Source organism: Pedobacter sp. UC225_61 (assembly GCF_044452285.1).
Classification (GTDB): Bacteria; Bacteroidota; Bacteroidia; order Sphingobacteriales; family Sphingobacteriaceae; genus Pedobacter.
Genome location: NZ_JBIOAL010000001.1, coordinates 2,934,920 through 2,956,852, shown reverse-complemented (window position 1 = coordinate 2,956,852; position 21,933 = coordinate 2,934,920). Strand labels below are relative to the sequence as shown.

19 protein-coding genes are annotated in these 21,933 nt (G+C 33.8%); 15 read left to right on the top strand and 4 right to left on the bottom strand.

Features of this window, described 5'->3' with window-relative positions:
• Nucleotides 1-6 precede the first annotated feature (6 nt).
• The 5 genes from ACHMWN_RS13495 (at nucleotide 7) to ACHMWN_RS13475 (ending at nucleotide 3,806) form a co-directional block, all read left to right on the top strand.
• The gene (locus ACHMWN_RS13495; RefSeq protein WP_397301994.1) at nucleotides 7-690 is read left to right on the top strand and encodes a pseudouridine synthase; all 684 of its coding nucleotides are present in this window, start codon (nucleotides 7-9) and stop codon (nucleotides 688-690) included.
• Nucleotides 691-729: 39 nt separating this feature from the next.
• Nucleotides 730-1,479, top strand: a complete 750-nt coding sequence (locus ACHMWN_RS13490; protein WP_397301992.1) for a hypothetical protein — start codon at nucleotides 730-732, stop codon at nucleotides 1,477-1,479.
• A 23-nt stretch (nucleotides 1,480-1,502) separates the two neighbouring features.
• Nucleotides 1,503-2,459: a hypothetical protein gene (locus tag ACHMWN_RS13485; RefSeq protein WP_397301990.1), complete on the top strand. Its 957-nt coding sequence runs from the start codon at nucleotides 1,503-1,505 to the stop codon at nucleotides 2,457-2,459.
• Nucleotides 2,460-2,461: 2 nt separating this feature from the next.
• Nucleotides 2,462-3,577 carry a DNA polymerase IV gene (gene dinB, locus ACHMWN_RS13480; RefSeq protein ID WP_397301987.1) on the top strand — a complete coding sequence of 372 codons (1,116 nt, stop codon included), beginning with the start codon at nucleotides 2,462-2,464 and terminating at the stop codon, nucleotides 3,575-3,577.
• Between the two features lie 70 nt (nucleotides 3,578-3,647).
• Nucleotides 3,648-3,806, top strand: a complete 159-nt coding sequence (locus ACHMWN_RS13475; RefSeq protein WP_397301984.1) for a hypothetical protein — start codon at nucleotides 3,648-3,650, stop codon at nucleotides 3,804-3,806.
• Nucleotides 3,807-3,828: 22 nt separating this feature from the next.
• Here ACHMWN_RS13475 and ACHMWN_RS13470 read toward each other — a convergent pair whose 3' ends face one another.
• From ACHMWN_RS13470 to ACHMWN_RS13455, 4 genes are read right to left on the bottom strand one after another with little or no spacing between them, the layout of a single operon-like run.
• Complete coding sequence (locus ACHMWN_RS13470) at nucleotides 3,829-4,185, bottom strand: response regulator (RefSeq protein WP_397301982.1); 357 nt, start codon at nucleotides 4,183-4,185, stop codon at nucleotides 3,829-3,831.
• Nucleotides 4,186-4,212: 27 nt separating this feature from the next.
• Nucleotides 4,213-5,580 carry an MATE family efflux transporter gene (locus ACHMWN_RS13465; RefSeq protein WP_397301980.1) on the bottom strand — a complete coding sequence of 456 codons (1,368 nt, stop codon included), beginning with the start codon at nucleotides 5,578-5,580 and terminating at the stop codon, nucleotides 4,213-4,215.
• 40 nt (nucleotides 5,581-5,620) lie between these two features.
• Nucleotides 5,621-6,253 carry a helix-turn-helix domain-containing protein gene (locus ACHMWN_RS13460; protein ID WP_397301977.1) on the bottom strand — a complete coding sequence of 211 codons (633 nt, stop codon included), beginning with the start codon at nucleotides 6,251-6,253 and terminating at the stop codon, nucleotides 5,621-5,623.
• A 13-nt stretch (nucleotides 6,254-6,266) separates the two neighbouring features.
• Nucleotides 6,267-6,752 carry a PaaI family thioesterase gene (locus ACHMWN_RS13455; protein ID WP_372819673.1) on the bottom strand — a complete coding sequence of 162 codons (486 nt, stop codon included), beginning with the start codon at nucleotides 6,750-6,752 and terminating at the stop codon, nucleotides 6,267-6,269.
• Between the two features lie 300 nt (nucleotides 6,753-7,052).
• Between ACHMWN_RS13455 and ACHMWN_RS13450 the strand changes: the two genes are divergently transcribed.
• From ACHMWN_RS13450 to ACHMWN_RS13405, 10 genes are all read left to right on the top strand, one after another.
• On the top strand, nucleotides 7,053-7,364 hold the full coding sequence (locus ACHMWN_RS13450; RefSeq protein WP_397301974.1) for a phosphoribosylpyrophosphate synthetase: 312 nt from the start codon (nucleotides 7,053-7,055) through the stop codon (nucleotides 7,362-7,364).
• Between the two features lie 88 nt (nucleotides 7,365-7,452).
• Entirely contained in the window at nucleotides 7,453-8,043 is a 591-nt protein-coding gene (locus ACHMWN_RS13445; RefSeq protein ID WP_397301971.1) for a fasciclin domain-containing protein, read from the top strand.
• Between the two features lie 109 nt (nucleotides 8,044-8,152).
• Nucleotides 8,153-9,373, top strand: coding sequence for an MFS transporter (locus ACHMWN_RS13440; protein ID WP_397301969.1), 1,221 nt, complete (start codon nucleotides 8,153-8,155; stop codon nucleotides 9,371-9,373).
• A gap of 158 nt (nucleotides 9,374-9,531) precedes the next feature.
• Entirely contained in the window at nucleotides 9,532-10,428 is an 897-nt protein-coding gene (gene hemF, locus ACHMWN_RS13435) for an oxygen-dependent coproporphyrinogen oxidase (protein WP_397301967.1), read from the top strand.
• 655 nt (nucleotides 10,429-11,083) lie between these two features.
• The gene (gene dinB, locus ACHMWN_RS13430) at nucleotides 11,084-12,238 is read left to right on the top strand and encodes a DNA polymerase IV (protein ID WP_397301964.1); all 1,155 of its coding nucleotides are present in this window, start codon (nucleotides 11,084-11,086) and stop codon (nucleotides 12,236-12,238) included.
• A gap of 86 nt (nucleotides 12,239-12,324) precedes the next feature.
• A complete protein-coding gene (gene dnaE, locus ACHMWN_RS13425) occupies nucleotides 12,325-15,348 on the top strand; it encodes a DNA polymerase III subunit alpha (RefSeq protein WP_397301963.1) in 3,024 nt (1,007 codons plus the stop codon).
• 202 nt (nucleotides 15,349-15,550) lie between these two features.
• The gene (gene gyrA / locus ACHMWN_RS13420; RefSeq protein WP_397301961.1) at nucleotides 15,551-18,145 is read left to right on the top strand and encodes a DNA gyrase subunit A; all 2,595 of its coding nucleotides are present in this window, start codon (nucleotides 15,551-15,553) and stop codon (nucleotides 18,143-18,145) included.
• A 27-nt stretch (nucleotides 18,146-18,172) separates the two neighbouring features.
• Complete coding sequence (locus tag ACHMWN_RS13415; RefSeq protein ID WP_397301958.1) at nucleotides 18,173-19,255, top strand: tetratricopeptide repeat protein; 1,083 nt, start codon at nucleotides 18,173-18,175, stop codon at nucleotides 19,253-19,255.
• An 84-nt stretch (nucleotides 19,256-19,339) separates the two neighbouring features.
• Nucleotides 19,340-20,473 (top strand): tetratricopeptide repeat protein, encoded by a 1,134-nt coding sequence (locus ACHMWN_RS13410; protein ID WP_397301955.1) that lies wholly within the window; start codon nucleotides 19,340-19,342, stop codon nucleotides 20,471-20,473.
• A 257-nt stretch (nucleotides 20,474-20,730) separates the two neighbouring features.
• A complete protein-coding gene (locus tag ACHMWN_RS13405) occupies nucleotides 20,731-21,933 on the top strand; it encodes a DUF763 domain-containing protein (protein WP_397301952.1) in 1,203 nt (400 codons plus the stop codon).

Sequence of the window (21,933 nt, the reverse complement as noted above, 5' to 3'; positions counted from 1 at the left end):
CGCCACATGTTAGAAATTATCTATCAAGATGAACATTTAATTGCTATAAACAAACCACACGGATTACTGGTGCACCGTTCTAAAATAGCAAATGATGCCACAGAATTTGCGTTACAGTTATTACGTGATCAAATTGGTCAGCATGTCAATCCTGTACATCGTTTAGATAGAAAAACCAGCGGGCTTTTACTTTTTGCATTCACTAAAGAAGTAGAAATCGCTATGCAAAAACAATTTCAAGAAAGCTTAGTCGAAAAGAAATACTTAGCCATTTTACGTGGGTATGCACCAGATCGATTGGATATTGATTATCCCCTAAAAAAAGAGAACGGCACACTGCAGGAAGCATTTACTTCTTTTGTTACTTTGCAACGAGCAGAAATCGAAGTTCCTTTTGGCAAACACTCAACTTCACGTTATTCTTTAGTAGAAGCTACGCCAACAACAGGCCGAATGCATCAGCTTCGTAAGCACTTTGCACATATTTTTCATCCTATCATTGGTGATAGAAAACATGGTTGCAATAAGCAAAATGGCTTTTTTGCTACACAATTTGAAATGACCACTATGCTACTCCATGCATCAGAGCTTAGTTTTAATCACCCTGTAACCGAAAAACGAATTCAGTTAAAAGCAACACTTCATGAGGAGTTTATTAGGATGATGAATGTGCTAAAATTTACCAGTTAGTATAATAATTGCACTCTAAAAGCTGTTATTACTACATCTATGATGACATATTCACGATTTGCACCCGTGCTGTTTATCTTATTTTTAAGCAGCTGTTCTTCCATTTATATTCCTAGCGTACCTAATACGCCAATGTTAACCACACAAGGTGAAATTGCTGCTGGTGCACATATTTCGTTGAAAGGCAATGCTAATTTTAATTCGGCCTATGCCGTAAGTAATCATTTTGCTGTATTGGCGAATGGTGCTTACATGAATAATGATGGCACTAAAAAAGACATTAAACATAAAATGATAGAGTTTGGAGGCGGTTATTTTAATACTTTCGGTCCAAATAATAATAGAATATTAGAAATTTATGGGGGTGTAGGAAGTGGTAAAAGCGACAGAGTATTCAGACAATTTGATGATAACAAAAACGTAATCAGTAGAGATCATCAAGAAGCGAAATACGATAAGAAGTTTATTCAGGTAAATTATAGTTCTAAAAAACGAGATAACCTTCGCCTATTTGGTGTAAACTTTGGATTAAACTTTGGTACGGCATTACGAATGAGTTTTGTTAAAACCAATGATTTCTTTAGAAATAACATACAGCAACCGAATGAAGAGAATATTTTTCTTGAACCTGTTTTCTTTACTCGAATGATTTTAAGCGATGAAGTGCAATTACAATATACGAGTGGAAGCAATTTTGGCTTAAAAAGTCGTAAGTTTTTAAATGCTGGTAATTCGGTATTTAGTGTTGGTGCGGTTATAAATTTAGGCAGAACTCCTAAAAAACAATAAGAAGTTATTGTAAATTTGTTAGCATGAGATGGTCGCTATTAATCTTTTGCGTAGTTGCTTTTAAAGCTGATTTAAAAGCACAAAACACTTTCAACGAGTATTTCAACTCCTTAAAAAAGGTAAACATTGATAGCGGTATTACCTTAACCTTCGATGAACCTGCACAGTTAAATTCTAAAAAACCTACTAAACTTATCTTATTTGCTTTGCCAAATGGTAATACGACTGCACAAACTTTTGGGAAAAAGTTAACTGATGGCGATGATTGGCATTTTGATATACAGCATATCGGTGCTCAAACTGCATTTATTCGTAGTTTAGATAGACATACAAACTATATTGTTGTTTATATAGAAAACGAATTAAAAAGTTGGCCAGCTTGGCGCAGGAAATTTTTAACAGGAGATCAGCAAATAGGTAAATTGGTTGAGGGTTTAGCAAAACGTTATCAAGAGTATCATCCTAAAATTACATTAAGCAGTCATAGTGGGGGTGGAAGTTTTATTTTTGGTTACATCAACTCACAAATTCAATTGCCAACGTATATAGAGCGTATTGGGTTTTTGGATGCAACGTATGGCTACGAGACGGAAAAGCATCAAGCGAAGCTTACCAATTGGTTAAAAACGAAAAATAAATCATTGCAAGTTATGGCTTACAACGATAGTGTGGTGGTTTATAATGGTAAACCGTTGGTATCACCAACTGGCGGAACCTGGTACAGAAGCCAATTAATGGCTAAAGATTTACAAATCGAGTTTAACTTAAAGAAATACGATTTACCTGATCGAGTGAACTGGTTTAATAAAAGTCATTTAATTGATTTCTCATTAATTAAAAACCCAGAAGGCAAAATCTATCATACTGTATTGGTAGAGAAGAATGGTTTTATCCGGTTGTTATTTAATGGTACAACCTATCAAGATAAAGATTATCAGTTTTGGGGAGATAGGGCTTACCAACAGTATGTTTTGCAGTAATCATGGAAAATGAAAGTGGAAATTTAGTTCGTAAAATTATCCATATCGATATGGACGCTTTTTATGCGTCGGTAGAACAGCGAGATTTTCCAGAGTATCGAGGTAAACCATTGGTTGTTGGCGGATCTCCAGAAGGTAGAGGTGGAGTAGTTGCAACTGCAAGTTATGAAGCTCGTAAATTTGGCATCCGCTCTGCGATGACAGCTAAGAAAGCTCAACAGCTTTGTCCATATGCTATATTTGTGAGACCAAGATTTGCAGCTTACAAAGAAGTTTCTCAACGGATAAGAGAGATATTTAGTCGGTATACGGATTTAATTGAGCCACTTTCTTTAGATGAAGCCTATTTAGATGTGACGGTAGATAAGCTAAACATCGGATCTGCCATTACCATTGCCGAGCAAATAAAACAAGCAATAAAAGACGAATTGAATTTAACCGCATCTGCTGGAGTTTCTATTAATAAGTTTGCTGCGAAAATTGCTTCTGATATGAATAAACCTGATGGTTTGACTTTTATAGGTCCTTCTCGGCTCGAAAAGTTTATGGAGCAATTGCCTGTAGAAAAGTTTTTTGGAGTTGGTAAAGTTACTGCCGAGAAAATGAAAAGGCAGGGTTTACATACAGGTGCAGACTTAAAACAATTGACAGAACAACGACTAATACAGCTATTTGGTAAAACTGGAAAGTTTTTTTATAGCATAGTAAGAGGTATAGATCATAGACGAGTACAACCACACCAGGAAACTAAATCTATAAGTGCAGAAGATACCTTTTCTTACGATTTGGGCAAAGGAGAAGAACTTAGCGATTGGCTAGTGCAAATTGCAACATCTGCTTTTAAACGTGTACAGCATTATGAAATTTATGGACGAACCTTAACGCTAAAGGTTAAGTTTGGAGATTTTAAGATCATAACCAGAAGTATGTCTTTTGCCAATCCAATTGTAGATTTAGCTCACGTACAGGAAACAGCAAAAATATTATTGGATCATCTTGATTTAGGTGATAAAAAAATCAGATTGCTTGGTGTTTCTTTTTCTAATTTCGGAGAATCCAAACCCAAAGTAAAGTATAATAACCATCAGCCTACGCTTTTCCCCACAACTAACACTTAACATTTAATTAATTTTAACGAAACAAATCAAAGGTATTTTTGAATTATCAGCAGTATAATCTGATTTTACTATGAAAATAAATACCGTAATCATAGCTATTGTAATTGTGGCGATTTTGGCCTTTGTTTATTTTATCGTTAAACGGAATAAAAAAGACCAAAAGGAATTAGAAAACGAACTTAATGAGCGAGAAATTACGCCTGAAAAACATAGTGATAAACGTGTTTAGTTCGTTTAGCTAACAAGAAGTACTAACCCAACTGATCCCTTAAAGTTTCTAAAAGGGTATCTATGTCAAATGGTTTTGGCACCACTTCATCTGCACAAACTTCTTTTACTCGTTCTATTTGAGGATGGGTTGAAAGCACAATTACAGGAATATGTTTCGTTCCTTCAGCTTCTTTTATTTGACGGCAAAGTTCAGTTCCTTCTACTGTAGGCTTAACAATATCTAGTAAAATAGCATCGGGTTTAGACTCTACAATATGCTCAAATATATCTTTTTCATTAGCGTAGAGACTATAATTATAGCCAGCTTCGTCCAATACTATTGATATCAATTCTAGAATATCTTTATTGCTTTCAACAACCAAGATGCGTTTTTTCATATAGATAATAAAAAAAACAAATATAAATTATTTAGATGAAGTTTGAATTAATAATCTTGTTCTATGTTGAAATCGGAAGAATAATAAAATTGATGCAGTTAAAAGTCCAAAAGTTAAGCCATACCAAATTCCTCTTACACCCATATTTAAATGGAAACCTAAAAAATAACCTAAAGGAATTCCAATAATCCAGTACGATAAAAAAGTAATAAAAGTTGGCATATTAACATCTCCAATTCCACGTAAAACGCCTAAACCAACAACTTGTGTACCATCAAACAATTGAAAAAAGCCTGCTATAATTAATAACTGTGCAGCAATTTCAATCACTTTTAAATCACTTGTATATAGGTACGGCAATAGAGAATTAGCGAGTATAAATAAAAGGGCTGTACAACTCATAAAAGCAATTACCACATGGTAGCTGGCTATTGCAGAGCGACGAAGATCTGTGAAATTTTTCTGACCTAAATAATTACCTGTTTTTATGGTGGCGGCAGATGCAATACCACTTGCTACCATATAGGTTAACGCAGCCAGCGTAATGGCAATTTGATGTGCAGCTTGTGGAGCAGCGCCAATTGTACCAATAATAATAGCAGCACCACTAAACGCACTTATTTCAAAAATATATTGCATGGCAACAGGCGCTCCAATTTTAATAATTTGAATACTTCTAATTTTATCAATGGCGTACACTTTAAAGTGCTCAAGATATACTTTAAAGTTTTTTGATCTCATCACGTAAAATCCCATCACTACAGCCATTAGTGTACGATCAATTAATGTACTTAATCCAACACCTTTTACACCCATTGATTCGATACCAAACATTCCCTTTACAAAAATAATTCCGAGTATAATGTTTAAGATGTTCCCGAAAATAGAGATCATCATCGCTTGCATGGTAAAGCCCAATCCTTCTGCAAATTGTTTAAAGGTTTGAAATATCATTAAGGGGATAATTGAAAAAGCAAGTAGACCTAAATAAGGTTTTGCATAGGCAACAACTTCAGGCGATTGTCCTAAATGACTAATTATAGATAAAGTACCAAAGTGTAACAATAGATAAAGAATAATACCTGATATGATATTTATTAATAAACTGTTAGAAAGCAATCGTCCGCATTCACTGTAATTTTTACCACCATTTTGTTTGGCAATTAATGGCGTTAATCCATAAGATAAACCCAAGCCCAATACCATAATAATAGTAAAAAGACTATTTACTAAAGATACAGCTGCTAATTGAACTGTACCAGCAAATTGACCTACAATTACACTGTCGGCTATATGCACAGCCATGTGTCCAATTTGAGAAACTACAATTGGACTAGCAAGAATAAGGTTTTCTTTATAGTAAGGTTTATATTTGGTGTATAGTGCTTTAAGCATAAGGTTTGCAAATTCGCATTTTTATCTCAAATAGCCGATTTTATTTTATATCTGCCGCTGTAAAATATTCTTCTTTTTCTGAGGTATGTGGTAAAATTACGCCTGTAAGAATTAAGCTAACAATAATTTTCTGTGCTTTTTTATAAGCACTTCGTGTTAATTTACTGTATTCTTTTAAAGTAATACGGCCATGTTCTTCAAGGTAATTTAATAGTTTTTTTTCGTGTTCTGAATAGGAGATGAGTTGTCCGTTTTCATGATTACCTTCTTTTAAAACATCAACAATAATTTTACTAGCCAATACACTTTTGTCTTTCACTCTAAAATAAACCCACCATTTTTTGTTTTCGTCCAATGCGTAATGTGGTTTGGTGTCGCTTTTAGGAATATCAACTACTAAAACCAGTTTATCATCCACATACACTTCTTCGAATTTTGGTTCTATCGCTGGTTTACAAAATAGATGCGCAGATTTAGTAATCATGTACTTTTCTTCATCCTCAGCTTTTACACCTTTAATGGTTCCATCATCGGCTACGCCAATTAATAATTTACCACCTCTGTTATTTGCAAAAGCAACTAGTGTTTTGGCTATTTTTTCGTTATTACTAATGGTTTTTTTAAAGTCTAAGCTTACATTTTCACCTTCCAGAATTAGTCTTTTAATGTTCATAGCTCAGCATTAATTATATCGCAACTCTCTGTTTTTCTCCTGGGAATTTATTTCTTAAATAAATCTCATTCATTACCGTAGCACACAATTCGCCTTGTTTATTAAATAATTCCATTGGATATGATTTCACAAATTTTCCAGTTTCCGTTAAGGAAGCTTCTGCCTCAGCAATCATTTCATCGGTTACCTTTAAGGTAAAATATAAGCTCGTTAAACCTGGTTTAAGGTATTGGATAGATGCACTTTTTAACCAAACTCTAACTTTAAAGCCTCTACGTTGCATCAGTTGATCAAACAAAATAGCATAAAATGGATCTGTTGCTGCATAAATTGAGCCACCGAAAATAGAACCATTGTAGTTTCTGTTTAAAAAGCTGTTGCTAATTTTAACATCTACGCCTCTAAAATCAGGATGAAATTTTTTAACCCAAATGCGCTGAAATAATAAAGGAGGATACAAACACATAGCCCATTTAAGGGTTTTTTCCGAAACTATCATGATGTTTAAATATCAGAAATAGAATTGAGCTTTAAAAGTTTATCTCTAGGTAATGCTGAAATTTGATGTTTAATGTAAAAAGTAAAACTTTTAAGAATACTCAATAATTTGAAAAAACATTTTAATTCACAAGGTGTTAGCCTATTAGTTAATTAATTACGCTCACTGGATGGTGGGCACGTTTACATGAAAAAAAAACATATCTACCTATGTTTAAGCAAATCTAACCCTTAATAACATGGTTGTTATTAAGGGTTATTCATTTTATGTGGTGTAAGAAAAAAGTGGTAAATTGCTGCTATGCACATTTACGATACACTTACTGCCGCAGTGGCCGATTTAGAAAAAAGAGGCTACGAGTACGATTTTACATTAGCTCAAGATTGCATTGAATGTAAATCTTTAAACCTTCAATTAATGCCAGAGGAATTTGAAATTGATGAATTTTATCGTTTCGAAGGCATGACAGATCCTGGAGATAGTGCAGTTATTTATGCCATTTCATCGCCAGTTGGTAATTTGAAAGGTGTTTTAATTGATGCTTATGGAGCTTATGCTGAAAATATCTCACCAGAATTATTAGATAAATTGAAAGTACATCACGACAGCTAATCTTCTATTTTATTTTTTGTTTTAAAAACCGCTCTACAATTTGTTTCGTAAGTAGAGGCATAACTTAAAAACAAAAAAATAAAATTTTATGAAAAAGCAATTCTTAAGCGTAGCAATGGGTGTAGCATTTTTAGCTATGGCAACTGCTTGTAATTCTACCAAAACAGATTCTAAAATGGGAGACAGTACTGCAATGGATACTACCATGGCAGATACAACTATGAGTACTGAAGCTGGTGTAGAGGTAGGTGGAGCAATGATGGTTCCTTCTAAAAACATTGTAGAAAATGCACTAGGTTCTAGTGATCATACTACTTTGGTTGCCGCTGTTAAACAAGCTGGATTAGTAGAAACATTAAGTGGAACTGGTCCTTTTACAGTATTTGCACCAACTAATGAGGCATTTGCTAAAGTACCTGCAGCTACTTTAACTGATTTAATGAAGCCAGCTATGAAAGCTGATTTAACTAAAATCCTTACGTATCATGTAGTTCCTGGAGCATTAAAATCATCAGATTTAAAAGATGGCCAAGAGCTAACAACAGTACAAGGTGGTAAGCTTAAAGTATCTATTAAAGATGGTAAAGTGATGATTAATGGCGCTAACGTTACTATTGCTGATGTTGTTTCTAGCAATGGTGTAACACACGTTATTGATGGCGTTTTAATGCCTAAATAATCATATGTTTAATTAATTAATTAATTTTAAAAGCCAATTCACATTGTGGGTTGGCTTTTTTGATTCTATCTATTTTTTTGTAGTTTAAAGCCTTCAAACTGTATGATATATGAACGCCTCAAATAAGCGAAACATCACGCTCATTGTTATCGTAGCCGCACTAGGTTATTTTGTTGATATTTATGATCTTATCCTTTTTTCGGTAGTTAGAGTTAAGAGCCTAAAAGATTTAGGCGTAGCCGATGATGAAATGCTAAGGGTTGGTGCAACTATTATAAATAGCCAAATGTTTGGGATGCTGATTGGCGGCATATTGTGGGGTATCTTAGGTGATAAAAAAGGTCGATTAAGCGTATTATTTGGATCTATCATTTTGTATTCAATAGCTAATATTGCTAATGGATTTGTGAGTTCAGTAACTGCTTATACAATCATTCGTTTTATAGCGGGTGTGGGTTTAGCTGGCGAATTAGGCGCAGGGATTACCCTGGTTACCGAAAGTATGGGTAAAGAAAATAGGGGTTATGGAACTATGATTGTTGCAGGAGTGGGTTTATTTGGTGCTGTTGCTGCAGCATTAATTGGTGGGCATTACACGTGGCAAACCAGTTATTTTATTGGTGGAGGGATGGGTTTGTTGCTCTTGTTTTTACGTGTAGGTTTAGTTGAATCAGGTCTATTTAAGGAGGTAAGAGAGAAGACTGTTCAGCGTGGCAATATGTGGATGCTCTTTAACAATGCTGGTCGTTTTAAAAAATATGTTTGCTGTATTTTAATAGGTTTACCCCTTTGGTTTGTGGTAGGCGTGCTCATTACTTTTTCTCCAGAATTTGGTAAAGCATTAGGGGCTACAGGTATTTTAAATGCCGGCAAAGGCGTAATGTATTGTTATATAGGTATTGCCGCAGGCGATGTTGTTGCTGGATTTTTATGTCAGCTATTAAAATCACGGAAAAAAGTAATGTTATTGTTTTTGTTATTAACGGCTGTTTCAATCGTTGTGTATTTAAATGCTAAAGGATTAACTCCTGAGACTTTTATTTGGTTAAGCTTATTTTTAGGTTTTGCATCTGGTTATTGGGCCACTTTTGTAACTATCGCTTCAGAACAATTCGGTACAAACCTAAGATCAACGGTAACTACAACAGTTCCGAATTTTATTCGTGGTTCTGTAATTGCAGTTACGCTTTCTTTTCAGTTTTTAAAAGGTGAAGTTGGCATTTTACAAAGTGCACTGATTGTAGGCTTTACTTGTGTAATTATCGCTTTGGTAGCTTTAAGCCAGTTAAAGGAAACCTTTCATAAAGATTTAGATTACGTTGAGGTGTAAACCTCACTCTTTGATTCCCTCTACTCAAGGAGAGGGAGCGTGATGTAAACAAAATGGCAAGAAATCCAATAAGCCAAAGTATGTCAAAAAAATGTACTATCTAAACTTTCAATTAGCATTAGCTATTAATACCCTTAACTTTGGTATTTAATTTAAAGATGATGTTTAGGGACGAAGTAGCTGCAGCGTATCAGCACATACAAGATAGTATTTGTGAAGGTTTGGTTCAGGCAGATGGAAAAGCAAAATTTGAAGAAGAACTTTGGCAACGTGATGGTGGCGGAGGCGGTAGAACCCGTATCATGCAAAACGGGAACGTGATAGAGAAAGGTGGTGTAAATTTTTCTGCAGTACATGGTAAACTTCCTGAAGCAGTAAAAAAAGCTTTTAAAGTTGATAGTGATGACTTTTTCGCAACAGGTGTTTCTATAGTAATGCACCCAGAAAACCCGTTTGTGCCTATTATACACATGAATATTAGGTATTTTGAAATGGATGAGCAAACTCGTTGGTTTGGTGGCGGCATAGATCTTACACCACATTATGTTATCCCTACGGATGCTCGATTTTTCCATCATCGCTTAAAACAAACCTGCGATAACTTCGATTCTTCTTTTTATCCAAAATTTAAGGCAACTGCCGATGATTATTTTTTTATCAAACATCGCGAAGAAACCAGAGGAGTGGGCGGTATTTTTTACGATAGACTAAAACCAGAAAATACAGGTTTAGACTTTGCTTCGATATTGAGTTTTTCTGAAGCTGTTGGCAATACATTTTTACCCGTTTATACCGAATTAATAGATCGCAATCGCGATACTTCCTATACAGATCAGCAAAAAGAATGGCAATATCTACGCAGAAGTCGCTATGCCGAATTTAACTTAGTGTATGACGCAGGTACTAAGTTTGGACTAGAAACCAATGGCCGTATCGAAAGTATCTTAATGAGTTTGCCGCCAACTGCTAAATGGAATTACAATCCTCAAATTATAACCAATAGTGAAGAAGAAATCACTCAAAACTACCTTAAAAAGGGGATAGACTGGGTGTAATGTATTATTCAGGCTAAACTTATCGTTTTAAGCGAATTAGTTTAATGGTTGTATTTTTGTTAATGTTAGTCACAAGTAGGGCGCTCATGTAAAAGCGGAGATATTTTATAACCATCATCGCATTCATTTTTGCTTGCATACCATCTTCTTTTTATCAACATCCTACTTTAATCCGAGTCTTGTTCTAGAAGACATCCAATTTTAAAAGACTGTATACACCAAAACCAGTAGGTAACCTAAACTAAGGTAGAACTAAACAAGAACTGTTCTAGGATATAAGTCGCGGTAAGGTCGCTATAAGGTCGCCGTAATGTCGCGGTAAGCATTAAGAAAAAATTAGGATTTGTAACGGAAAATCGTTGTATATGGAATGGTTTTTAAATATACATTTTCTAGCGTAAAGGTTCGCTCAATTATTAAATTATTGGCACTATTGTTTCGCAATCGAAACTGATATATGGATGCAACGCTTATTCTCAAAAGTACTAGATAAGAATATAGTCATACATCCAGTGTTCAAATACTATAAGAACCGCCTGTTCATCAAAGCCTAAAGGGCATCTATCGTTTATAAATTAGCATAACACTACTATTATAATTAGTTGATAAATATTTTTAATACTAAAAATATTAGTATTATATTTGTTTATAATTTATGGAATTTAGCGATAAACATATCATCCACATGGATCAGGATGCCTTTTTTGTATCTGTAGAAATCCTTAAAAATAGCAAATTAGCTGGTCTTCCTGTCGTTATTGGGGGTATGTCAGACAGGGGAGTGGTTGCTTCTTGTAGCTATGAAGCTCGTAAATTTGGCGTTCATTCAGCCATGCCAAGTCGCATGGCTCGTCAACTTTGCCCACATGCAATTTTTGTAAAAGGTAGCATGGAAGATTATAGTAAATATTCCGATCAGATAACTGAATTGCTTCAGGAAAAAGTACCCCTTTTAGAAAAAGCAAGTATAGATGAACATTATATAGATATGACGGGTATGGATCGGTTTTTCGGTTGCATGAAATTTGCCCAAGAGCTACGTCATTCGGTATTAAAACAAATAGGTTTACCAATTTCTTTTGGTTTATCTATTAACAAAACGGTTTCTAAAATGGTTACCAATGAATGTAAACCAAATGGTGAAAAACAAATACGAAAACCAGAAGTTCAATCATTTTTAAATCCTCTTTCTATCAAAAAAATACCTGGTTTGGGCGATTCTACCTTTATAAAACTCAGTGAAATGGGCGTAAGGAAAATCCATACCTTAACTCAAATTCCACAAGATTTAATGTTTAAAATTTTGGGACAAAACGGATTGAGTTTATGGCAAAAAGCCAATGGAATAGATAATTCGCCTGTGGTGCCTTATCGTGAACAAAAGTCTATTGGTAAGCAAACCACTTTTGATAGTGATAGCATGGACATTGCGGGCATGAAGATCATTCTTACGGATATGATTACTAAGTTGGCTTTTGAACTTCGACAGAAACAGAAATTAACAGCATGTATTACGGTAACTATCCGCTATGCGAATTTTGAAACCGTTACTCAACAGGCTAAAATTCCTTATACGTCGCTTGATTCTTTCTTAATTATGAAAGCAAAAGAGTTGTTTGATCAAGTGTATCAGAAACGAATGTTATTGCGCTTGGTAGGGGTAAAATTATCACACTTGGTGAGCGGTTATGAGCAAATTGCACTGTATGGCCCTTCAGAAAAAATGTATAATCTCTATCAAAGCATGGATAAAATGCGTTCTCGTTATGGTGTAGATGCTATTAAACTAGCAACAGTATTAAAAACGTAGTTCATTGGTTCACTTGTCATTAGTTTGCGTCGTGCATTAATACTAATGAACGAATGATACAAATGAACGGATAAACTCAAAATATTATGTTCCTCAACGTCCATTCGCAATATAGCCTCCGTTATGGCACAATGGAGATAGAGGATCTCATAAAAGAAGCGAGGGCAAAAAATATCCACCAGCTAGTGCTTACGGATATTAATAACTCTACAGGCTGCATGGAGTTTATTCGTTTATGTAGAAAACATGGTAGGGATCATGAAGATAAACACGGTACATTTTGGCCAGCTTATGCTATTAAACCTATTGTTGGAATAGAATTTCGACGAAATCATAAGCTATTATATATCGGCATTGCCAAAAATAAAGAGGGAATGAAAGAGTTAAATGATTTTTTAACTCATCATAACCTGAATGAAATCTCTTTGCCAGATCAACCATTTCAATTTAATAATGCATATGTAATTTATCCTTATCAAACCAATATCACATTAGCGGAGAATGAATACTTAGGTGTGCGTGGCAATGAGTTAAATAAAATCGCTGGAAAGCCTTTGGATTCTGTTAAAGATAAACTCGTAGTTTTTCATCCTGTAACAGTTAAAGATAAGATAGAATATAGGTTGCACAACTACTTAGTAGCTATAGGTTTAAATACAGTTTTAGGAAAATTAAAAGAAGAAGATGTTTGTCAGAAAGATGAAGTTTTAATTCCTGAAGATGAATTAAAAGAGAAATTTATTGCCTATGATTTTATAGTCTCTAATACCCAGAAATTGCTAAATAGCTGTAGCATGGATGACTATATATTTGGCAAAAAAAACAAAAAAACGTTTACAAAAAGCACTGAAGATGATTTAAAGTTATTAACTGATCTTGCCATGAAAGGTCTGGCTTATCGGTATGGGGTGGATAACGAGGTTGCTTTAAAACGTATTCAAAACGAACTGAAGGTTATTTCTGAATTGGATTTTTGCGCTTATTTTCTAATCACTTGGGATATTGTGAGGTATGCCATGGAAGAAAGAGGTTTTTATCATGTAGGTAGGGGTTCTGGAGCCAACAGTATTGTTGCTTATTGTTTGAAAATAACCGATGTTGACCCGATTGCATTAGATCTTTATTTCGAACGATTTTTAAATCACAAACGCAGTTCTCCGCCAGATTTTGATATTGACTTTAGTTGGGATGAGCGACCAGAAATACAAAGATATATCTTCAAAAAATACCCTAATACTGCTTTATTAGGCACAATGAGTAGTTTTAAAGATAGAGCGATTATTAGAGAAATTGGAAAAGTAATGGGTTTGCCTAAAAATGAAATAGATGATTTTACAGATCCTACAAAAGAAAAATTTAACAGGGACAATCCCACTTTTACTAAAATCTTGGCCATACATACCTACATGAATAACATGCCAAATCAACGCTCCATTCATGCCGGTGGGATTTTGATTGGTGAAGAACCATTAACGTATTATACAGCGTTAGATTTGCCACCTAAAGGCTTACCAACCGTACAATGGGATATGTATGAAGCCGAGGCAATTGGGCTAGATAAATACGATATATTAAGTCAGCGAGGAATTGGACACATTAGAGAAGCCGTTCAGCTTGTTCAAAAAAATAAACAAATAGCAATAGATATCCATGATTTTAAATCGTTTAAAGACGATCCTAAACTAAATGCACAATTGCGAGCGGGTACACCTATTGGTTGTTTTTATATCGAATCTCCAGCCATGCGACAACTACTTAAAAAATTGCAATGCGAAGATTACCTAACCTTAGTGGCTGCAAGTTCAATTATTAGACCTGGAGTAGCTAGTTCTGGTATGATGAAAATGTATATCCAAAGTTACCATAACCCAAAGGGAGTGAAGTATTTATCAGAGGTAATGAAAGAGCAATTAGGCGAAACCTTTGGGATTATGGTGTATCAAGAAGACGTAATTAAAGTTTGTTGTCATTATGCGGGTTTAGATTTTGCAGATGCCGACATTTTACGTCGAGGAATGAGTGGTAAATACCGACAAAAAATAGAATTTCAGAAGCTGGAACAACGGTTTTTCTCTTGTGCAAAAGAGTTAGGTCGAGATGAAGAAACGACGAAAGAAGTATGGCGACAAATTTCGAGTTTTGCAGGATTCAGTTTCTCTAAAGCACATTCGGCGAGTTTTGCAGTAGAAAGTTATCAGAGCTTATTTCTTAAAACCTATTATCCGAAAGAATTTATGGTAGCGGTTTTAAATAATTATGGTGGTTTTTACCAGCGTTGGGTGTATGTAAAAGCTTTACAACAAACAGGTGCAGAAGTGCATTTGCCGTGTGTAAATCATAGCGATGATGTGGTTAATATCAATGGAAATAAGGCTTATTTAGGGTTTATTGGTGTGCAAGGCTTAGAAAATAGGTTGATTGCTCTTATCCCGCAGGAGCGGAAACAAAACGGAAATTACATAGATCTGGAAGATTTGATAAAACGCACCAATTTGAATTTAGAACAGGCGCTCATTTTAATAAGGATTGGAGCTTTACGCTTTATAGGGAAAGGCAAAAAAGAATTGCTATGGGAGGTTTATAACTATTTAGGAAATAAAACAAAACCGAAACCTGGAAAAGAATTATTTCATTTACCGAGTAAAGAGTATGTATTACCCAATTTAGATACATATTTGGTTGAAGATGCTTATCAGGAATTAGAGTTATTAGGTTTCCCCGTTAGTTTAAATATGTTCGATTTATTGAAAACCGAATATAGAGGAGATGTTTTAGCAAAGGATTTAGAAAAACACGAAGGTAAAATTGTAAAAATGCTAGGGAATTTTGTGTGCGATAAAACAGTTTATACCATTAAAAACACTAAAATGTGGTTTGGAACCTTTATTGATAATGAAGGCGATTTTTTTGATACCACGCATTTTCCAAATAATAACCCAATTTATCCTTTTAGAGGAAAAGGATGCTACTTGATTTTGGGCAAAGTAGTACTAGATTTTGGTGTACCTAGCATAGAAGTAATGAAGTTTGCTAAATTGCCAATTGTAGATAATCCGGTTTTGGTAACAAATAGCAAGTCACTGAAACAAAAAATTAAAACCACAGACTAAAAGATTTAAAAGAACACTAAAAATCTGCTAATCTGTGGCTAAAATTTCGATTGCCTTTTATGTGAAAATCTACCTCAAAAAATCATTCTCCAAATAGGCAAAACTTTTCCACATAAAGGTGCATATTGGTGCATAATTTATTAAATTCGCAAGGTTATAGTAAAACCTAATTTAAACTTCGTTTTTAACGAACAAATTATTTATGGCAGAAGATTTAGAAAATCAAGAGAACGACAAAATCATTTCAATAAACATAGACGAGCAGATGAAATCTGCTTACATCGATTATTCGATGTCTGTTATCGTAAGTAGGGCACTACCTGATGTACGTGACGGGTTAAAACCAGTACACCGCCGTGTTTTATACGGTATGTTAGACTTAGGTTTAGGAGCAGGGAAACCTTATAAAAAATCTGCTCGTATTGTGGGAGAGGTACTCGGTAAGTATCACCCACATGGAGATTCATCTGTTTACATGACGATGGTACGTATGGCTCAACCTTGGAGTTTACGTTACTTAATGGTTGATGGACAAGGTAACTACGGTTCAATTGATGGAGATTCGCCGGCAGCAATGCGTTATACTGAGGCACGTTTCCAGAAAATGGCCGAGGATATGTTAGCAGATATCAATAAAGACACAGTTGATTTTCAATTAAACTTTGATGATTCATTACAAGAGCCAACTGTTCTTCCAGCTAAAGTGCCAAATCTGTTAATTAACGGTTCATCTGGTATTGCGGTGGGTATGGCTACAAATATGGCTCCTCATAATATCACAGAGGTTATTAATGCAACAGTAGCTTATATAGATAATAACGAAATTACCATTCCTGAATTAATGAAATACGTAAAAGGTCCTGATTTCCCGACAGGAGCTATTATTTATGGTTATTCTGGAGTACAAGATGCTTTTGAAACTGGCAGAGGACGTGTAGTAATGCGTGCTAAAGCAGAAATAGAGACCCTTAAAGACCGCGAAACGATTATCGTAACAGAAATACCTTACCAGGTAAATAAATCTCAAATGATTGAGCGAACTGCTGAATTGGTAGGAGAGAAAAAATTGGAAGGTATTTCTAATATTAAAGATGAATCTAATAAAGATGGTATTCGTATAGTTTATGAAATTAAGCGTGATGCGAATGCTAGTATTGTTTTAAATAACCTGTTTAAACAAACCGCATTACAAACTTCATTTAGTGTAAATAACATTGCTTTGGTTAACGGCCGTCCGCAAATGTTAAACCTAAAAGATTTAATTCGTCATTTCGTAAACCACAGACATGATGTTATTGTTCGTAGAACGAAATTCGAATTATCAGAAGCTGAAAAAAGAGCACACATTTTAGAAGGTTTATTAATTGCTCTAGATCATATTGAAGAAGTAATTAAATTAATTCGTGCATCAAATACTCCTGAAGAAGCAAGAGTTGGCTTAATGGAGAAATTTGGTTTGAGTGATATTCAAGCAAGAGCTATACTTGATATGACCTTACGTAGATTAACTGGTTTAGAGCGTGATAAAATTAAAGATGAGTATGCAGAATTGATGAAAACCATCGAATATTTGAAATCTATTTTAGCTGATGAATCTTTACGTATGCAAATTATAAAAGATGAGTTAGCCGAAATGTTAGATAAGTATGGCGATGAACGTAGAACAACAATTGTTCATTCGGCAGAAGATATGAGTATGGAAGATTTCATCGAAGATGAAGAAGTTGTAATTACCATTTCACATGAAGGTTATATTAAACGTACCCCAGCTACAGAATATCGTACACAAGGTAGAGGTGGAAAAGGTTCAAAAGGAAGTGATTCTAGAAATGAAGATTTTATCGAACATCTGTTAATTGCAACCAACCACAATTATATGTTATTCTTTACCGAAGCAGGACGTTGTTTCTGGTTAAGGGTATACGAAATTCCAGAAGGAAGCAGATTAAGTAAAGGAAGAGCATTACAAAATATTATCAATATTCCTAAAGAAGAAAAAGTCAAAGCGTATATCAAGGTTAAAAACTTAAAAGACCAAGATTATCTTGAGAATAACTTCATCATTATGTGTACCAAAAAAGGTACCATAAAGAAAACTTCTTTAGAAGCTTATTCTCGTCCACGTGTGAATGGTATCAATGCTATTAATATTAACGAAGGTGATCAGTTATTAGAAGCAAGTTTAACAACTGGTAGTAGTGAAATTGTAATGGCTTTACGTTCTGGAAGAGCAATCCGTTTTAATGAAAGTACAGTTAGACCAATGGGAAGAACTGCAACAGGAGTAAGGGGTGTAACTTTGGCACATGATAAAGATGAAGTTGTAGGTATGATTGCAATTGACGACGCATCTGCAACGGTATTAGTAGTTTCTGAAAAAGGTTACGGTAAACGTACTGATATTGATGATTACCGCGTTACTAATAGAGGTGGTAAGGGTGTTAAAACAATTAATGTTACTGAAAAAACTGGCGCACTAGTTGCTATTAAAAATGTAACAGATGCTGATGATTTGATGATCATTAACAAATCTGGTATTGTTATTAGAATTGTGGTTAGTGAATTAAGAGTAATGGGAAGAGCAACGCAAGGAGTTCGTTTAATTACATTAAAAGGTAATGATGAAATTGCATCGGTAGCTAAAATTGAACATGAAGACGAGGTTGAAGAAATAGAAGAAGGAGAGGTTGTAGAAAATTCAACAGAAGAAACGACTACAGATTCAACTGAAAAAACAGAAGAAAAACCTACAGAAGATAACAATCCTGATACTGAAGAAGAAACAGAAGAGAATTAATATAATTTCGAAAAAAAAACAAGAAACATGAAAAAAATACTTTTAAGTATGTTATTTGTAGGTGTAGCTACACTTGCAAATGCTCAAAAGAGTGAAGTGGCCGAAGCAAAAAAAGCGTGGGATATATATAACTTAACTGGTGGAAAAGGCACATTTGATAAGTCGATGTTAGCATTAAATGGTGGATTGAAACATACAGATAATGCTATTGCTAATGAAAAATCTAAGGTTATGCCAGATGCGTGGTCTTATAGAGCATTATTTGCATCTGCAATCGCCTATACAGATTCAGTAAATCTAGATAATGCGCTAGCTAAACAAAAAATAGCTGCTGATGCAATTGCTCAAGCAAAAAGTTTAGATACTAAGGGTGAGCAAAAAGATAATATCCAGTCTGCAGAAATTAACATTCGTAATGCAATAAATAGCAGAGCAATACGAGCGTACAACAAAAAGGATTATGCAAATGCACTAACTCTTTTTAATGAAATAATTGCTCTTAATCCTACAGATACAGCAATGTATATTAATGCTGGTGTTACCGCTAAATTAGTGCAAAACTATCCAGAGGCAATAAAAAACTTCAAAAAGGTAATAAGTTTTAATGTTCCAGAAACTAGAAACTTTTATGCTGAGACGATTTCAATGACTTTAACAAATTTGAAAGATACTACAGCAGGTTTAGCTTTGCTAAAAGAAGCAATTGCAAAATATCCTGATGATGCAGATTTTGTTGGTACGGAAACTGATATTTATATAGCTAAAGGCGATATAGCAAAATCACAAGAAGCACTAAAAAAATTAATTGCTAAAGATCCGTCAAAAGCAATCTATCAATATTTAATGGGCGATACTTACTATAAACAAGCTTTGGCTTTACAAACGGATAGAAGTAAGTTGGATCCAAAAAAGACAAAGGAATTTGATGCAATAACAGTAAAAATGGTAGGATTCATCGATCAATCGCTACCATTTTATAAGAAAGCTATCGAATTAGACCCTAAGTTAGTGCCAGCATTAGAATCGCTTAAACAGATTTATGGCTTTAAAAATGATAGTGCAAATTTTAATGAAATAAAGAAAAGATTAGACGCTATACCTGCTAACTAAACAATTACAATGGAGATATGAAGAGGGATAATTGATGTTATCCCTCTTTTTTATTATTTTTGTTAAGCGAATATCCCTTTATATATGAAAATCAAATCTTTAATACTTTTTATCTGTATACTTACCGTTAACGCTAATGCTCAAAAAACTCAAGTTCAATTAGCACAAAATAGTGTTGGAAAATTACAGGCAAGTATTGCGAATAAAGAGGATGTAAAAAAACAGTTTTCAATAATAGGTGAGGGCATTAAAGCTATTGAATCTGCTCAAAATGATAAAAAGACAAAGAATTGGGCTGAAACATGGGCTATAAAAGCATATTTAAGCTCTTATGTTGCATTAATTGATGAAAATGAAGCTAATGCCGACAAGTATTATAATTTAGCAAGTGAGGCTTTGGAAAATGCAATTAAACTTGATAAGTATCAAGATAATTCTGGATTAATTAAAGCAGCTACTTATAATGTAAATATTAAGAAACAGATTGAAGGAAATCGTGCTTATCAGCAAAATGATTTCGTTACTGCATTTAATTTATTAAAACAAGTAAGCGACTTCTTGCCGAAGGATAGCACCTTGGCGTTAAATGTAGCTTTGTGTGCTCAAAATATTCAATCATATGATGAAGCGCTGAATTATTTTAAAAGAGCAAAGGATAACCAAATTAAAAATCCAATTGTTTTTCAAACTATGGCAAGCATTTATGCTTCTAAATTTGAGAGTGAATTAGCTATTAAAACTCTTGAGGAAGGTTTAAAACGAAATCCATATCATCCATTTTTAACTAATGATTATATTAATTTATTATTAGATAATGAAAGATATGATGCTGCTATTAAAATTATTGAAGGATCTATACCCAATGAGAAACGTAATAAATTACTTTTATTTTTATATGGTTATTTACAGCAATATCAGCTTAATAACAATAACACAGCTGAACTCGCTTATAAAAAAGCCTTAGATATTGATCAAAATTACTTTGATGCTTTATATCAGTTAGGATTAGTTTATATTAATAATGCTAATATTTCATTGAAAGAAAAGAATAATCAAAAATTCATATCATATATTAATCGTGGAGAGTTTACATTACTACGAGCTCACGAGATAAATTTAAATGACAGGAATACTATTCAACTGTTAATCGAAATTTATACAAGGAAGAATAGGTTAGATAAAGTCCAAGATCTTAAAAGGAAATTAAACGAATTTTAATTAGGAATAAAAGCAGTAGAATAAGTATCAGAATTAAATAGTTAACATAATGTTAATTATAAGACAATATAATATTATTGTATTAATTCACTTTAATTGAATAACTAGGTAAACAACCATAAAATATGATGCTTTTTCTTGATTGCGCTACGTTTCCTATACTATAAAAGTAAATAATTCCTGGGAATTGGTTGCTATAAAATTTATTATTCAAAACTATATAAAATCAATTTCATTTTTACTAAATTTGTTAGTAAATGAAAAGAGCTGGGATAGCAGATTTACCTCTACATTATGGTCATGTTCCTGTTTGGTTGGCAGAACGAATGGGTAAACTTGGTTTGGCTATAACTGAAGAAATTATATCAAATAATGGTAAAAATGATTTTTTAAGACGAATGAGTGATCCTTTTTGGTTTCAAAGTCTTGGTGCTGTTATGGGAATGGATTGGCATTCTTCAGGCATTACAACATCAGTTTTAGGCGCATTAAAAAGAAACATAAATACACATGCTAAAGAACTTGGCATTTACATTTGTGGTGGTAAAGGAAAACTTTCTACCAATACACCTAATGAAATTATTAGATTTTCTGAAACAAACGGATTAAATGCTAGCAACCTTGTAAAATGCAGTAAACTTAGCGCAAAAGTAGACAATACGGCTGTTCAAGATGGATTTCAATTGTATCAGCATAATTTTATTGTTAGCGACGAAGGAAATTGGACTGTTATTCAACAAGGGATGAGCAATAAAAATGCTACTGCTAGAAGATATCATTGGCACTCATCAACTTTAAAATCTTTTACTGAAGAACCTCATACATTTATTTATGGGCAGAATTGTGGTGAAATTCTAAATTTAACAGATAAAGAAGCAGAACCACTTAAAAAATCGATGTTAAGTTTAACTTCAGAACCACCTGAAAAAATGATGAATGAAATTAAGAAATTAGTCATGCCTAATCATCATGATGTTAAAGCAAAAGATGTTAATTTAAAACGCTTGGGTGCTACACTTTGGTTGGCTCAAGAAAATAATATCTCCAATTTTGAAGAATTATTATTGTTACCAGGACTTGGTCCTAGAACATTACAATCTTTGGCCTTGGTTAGTGAAGTAATTTATGGAAATCCATCAAGATTTAAAGATCCAGCTAGATTCTCATTTGCTAATGGAGGAAAAGATGGTCACCCCTTTCCTGTTCCTGTTAATGTGTATGATGAAACTATTAAGACGTTACGAAGCGCAATAGACAAATCAAAAATCGGTAATTCAGATAAAATTCAAGCTATTCAGTCGTTAAGTAAAATTTCAGAGCGTTTAGAAAAGAATTTTATTCCGCATGATAACTTATATGAATTAATAAAAAAAGAAAGAAATGATTCTTGGAAGTATGGTGGAAGAACAGTTTTTGGTAAAGAAAAAGCGCCCATTTCAAAACAATTGAATTTATTTTAA